Source organism: Streptomyces phytophilus (assembly GCF_013870535.1).
Lineage (GTDB): Bacteria > Actinomycetota > Actinomycetes > Streptomycetales > Streptomycetaceae > Streptomyces > Streptomyces phytophilus.
Genome location: NZ_JACBXC010000781.1, coordinates 1 through 2,886, shown reverse-complemented (window position 1 = coordinate 2,886; position 2,886 = coordinate 1). Strand labels below are relative to the sequence as shown.

Here is a 2,886-nt window from a genome sequence, read left to right as displayed (position 1 = left end):
CGCCGGATGCGCTGCAGCGTGTCGATCCGGTTGCCCGCGTCGAACGGCGCCTTGCCCGCCGTCGCGTACGCGAGCACCGAGCCGAGGGCGAACACGTCGGCCGGCGGCCCGGCGCGCCCGCCCGCGGCCTGCTCCGGCGACATGAACCCGGGTGTGCCGAGCAGGGCGCCGTCCTGGGTGAGGGTCGCGGAGTCCTCGGGGCGGGCGATGCCGAAGTCGATGACGCGCGGGCCGCCGGGCGTGAGCATGATGTTGCCGGGCTTGAGGTCGCGGTGCACCAGGCCGGCGCCGTGGATCCCGGCGAGCGCCTCCGCGAGCGCGGAGGCGAGCAGCCGCACCACGGCGGTGGGCAGTGCGCCGAACGTGCCGACCGCCTCGTCGAGGGAGAGCCCCGGCAGGTACGCGGTGGCCAGCCACGGCGGCTCGGCGTCCGGGTCGGCGTCGACGAGGGGCGCGGTGTAGGCGCCGGTGACCGTGCGGGCGGCGGCGACCTCGCGGCGGAAGCGGGCGCGGTACCGGCCGTCGCCGACCAGCCGGGGGCGTACGACCTTGACCGCCACGAGCGTTCCGGCGGGCGAGCGGCCGAGGTAGACGACGCCCATGCCGCCGGCGCCGAGCCGCCCCAGCACGCGGTAGCCGCCGATCTCCCGCGGATCCCCGCGCTCCAGCTCCGCCAACGCGCCCCTCCCCTCCGCGTCCGGACCGCCGTGCCGTGCCGACCAGCCGAAGCGTAGGCCCACCGGGTGCCCTCCCGAAGATCTCCGGATGGCAGACTTGCGGCGGGTACGGGTGATGCCGTACCGAAGCGATGACCCGCACGCGGAGAGGACCTGCTGCCCATGAGCGTCTACGACGTCGAGCTGCGCACCCTGGCCGGCGAACCCGCCTCGCTGGGGCAGTTCCGGGGCACCGCGGTGCTCGCGGTCAACGTGGCGTCGAAGTGCGGACTGACCCCCCAGTACGCGGGCCTGGAGAAGCTGCACGCGCAGTACGCGGACCGGGGCTTCGCGGTCGCCGGCTTCCCGTGCAACCAGTTCGGCGGCCAGGAGCCGGGTACGGCCGGGGAGATCGCGACTTTCTGCTCGGCGACGTACGGCGTGACCTTCCCGATGTTCGAGAAACTGGAGGTCAACGGCCCGGACCGGCACCCGCTGTACCGGGAGCTGGTGCGGACGCCGGACCCGGACGGGGCGGCGGGCGACGTGCAGTGGAACTTCGAGAAGTTCCTGCTGGACGCCTCCGGCAGGCCGGTTGCCCGGTTCCGCCCGCGGACCGCGCCGGACGACACCGCGCTGATCGCGGCCGTCGAGTCCGTCCTGCCGCGCTGACGCCCCGCGGGGCGCGGGCGCCCGATTGCCAACGAACGTGCAACGATCGCCCGTTCGAGGGACCGGCGGCCGTCCGCCCGCTGCGACAGTGGCGCACATGATCCGCCGTGCCACGCTGCCCGCGCTCGCCCTGTGCTCCCTGCTCGTCCTCACCGCCTGCGGTGACGACGACGGGGGCGGCGGCCCGTCGCCCTCGGCGGACGGCGCGTCGAAGCCCGGCGTGCCCGCGCCGCCGACGGCGAGCCGGGCCCCGGCGCCGGGCGAGGGGTCGCAGGACCCGGACGACATCAACGGCGACGGCCACCGCGACCTCCTCGTCCCCGTCTTCGTCGGCGACGACGAGGCGGCAGAGCAGCGCGTCGCAGTCGTGTACGGCACCGCCGACGGCTTGGATCCGGCGACCCGCACGGTCTACGGCCGCGGCGACCTCGGCCTGCCGGCGCTGCCCGCCGACTCCCCCGCGCCCGACCAGCTCAACATGGCCGAGCTGACCACCGCCGACCTGGACGACGACGGTTTCCCCGACTTCGTGACGACCGCAGCCGGGGCCGTCGAGCGGCAGAACGACCTGCTGGGGAAGCCGCTGCGGCCCTACGTGACCTTCGGTGGCCCCGAGCAGCCCGTCGCCCGGCCGGAGGCGGTCGCGCTGCGGCTGCCGGCGGAGCTGCCCGGCGTGGACTCGGCCTCGCTGGTGCGCGGCGACTTCGACGCCGACGGCCACCACGACCTGGCGATGCAGGAGCGGGTCGCCGCGGCCACGGACGTGCGGCTGGTGGTGCTGTACGGGCCGTTCAGCCGGGCGGGCGAGCCCGCGCGCACGGACACCGGCCTGCCGTCCGAGGAGGGCACGCTCCGGGCAGACGAGATCGACCCCTCCGGCGAGCCGCGGGCGACGGCGCTGCTGCGCCAGGGGATCAACGACGGCGAGCAGGGCATGAACACGCTCTACCCGGCGAGCCCCGGCACGGGACTGTCCGGCGAGGTCCGCGAGTTGACGGCAGGCAGCGCGTACGCCTTCGGGGACTTCGACGGCGACGGGGAGCGCGACGTCGCCGTGGGCGACGACGGGGGCCGCAACAACGAGCCGGGCTACGAGACGGAGGCGCCCGAGGTCGACGGCAAGGCCACGCTCTACCCCGGCGACGGCGGCGAGCCTGTCGTCCTCGACCTGCCGGAGCCGGACACCGCCGACGAGAGCTCCTACTACGGTCCGGGCGGCTTCGCCGCCGCCGACCCGGACGGCGACGGCCGCGACGCGCTGCTCGTCTCGACGTACGACGACGCCACGCTCATCGACGGCGGCGAGCGCACGTCCGTGCTGCGCGAGGGCCCGGCACGCACCCCGGACGGCAAGCGGACGCCCGCGAAGGACCGCAACGCCCGGCCCGCGGGCGCCGCTGACTTCGACGGCGACGGCAAGGACGAGCTGATCCTCAACTGGTCGCCCGACCCGCTCTTCGCGGGTTACGGGGAGAATCCCACCTACTGGTGGATCACCGACGGCGCCTCGGCGCGGGACGCGGTGACGTTCACCACGACGGAGTTCGTACCGCGCCGC

Annotated in this window: 3 protein-coding genes; 2 read left to right on the top strand and 1 reads right to left on the bottom strand. The window is 75.4% G+C overall.

Translation table 11 applies throughout. The features are described 5' to 3' along the window. On the bottom strand, positions 1-677 hold a 677-nt coding region (locus tag H5J30_RS25155), incomplete at its 3' end, for a serine/threonine-protein kinase (protein WP_181789640.1). A gap of 162 nt (positions 678-839) precedes the next feature. On the opposite strand from H5J30_RS25155, the gene H5J30_RS25150 reads away from it, so the two are divergent. Continuing rightward, a complete protein-coding gene (locus H5J30_RS25150; RefSeq protein WP_181789639.1) occupies positions 840-1,328 on the top strand; it encodes a glutathione peroxidase in 489 nt (162 codons plus the stop codon). Between the two features lie 97 nt (positions 1,329-1,425). Next, positions 1,426-2,886 (top strand): amino acid adenylation domain-containing protein (locus H5J30_RS25145; protein ID WP_181789638.1); only part of this gene is annotated, 1,461 nt, incomplete at its 3' end.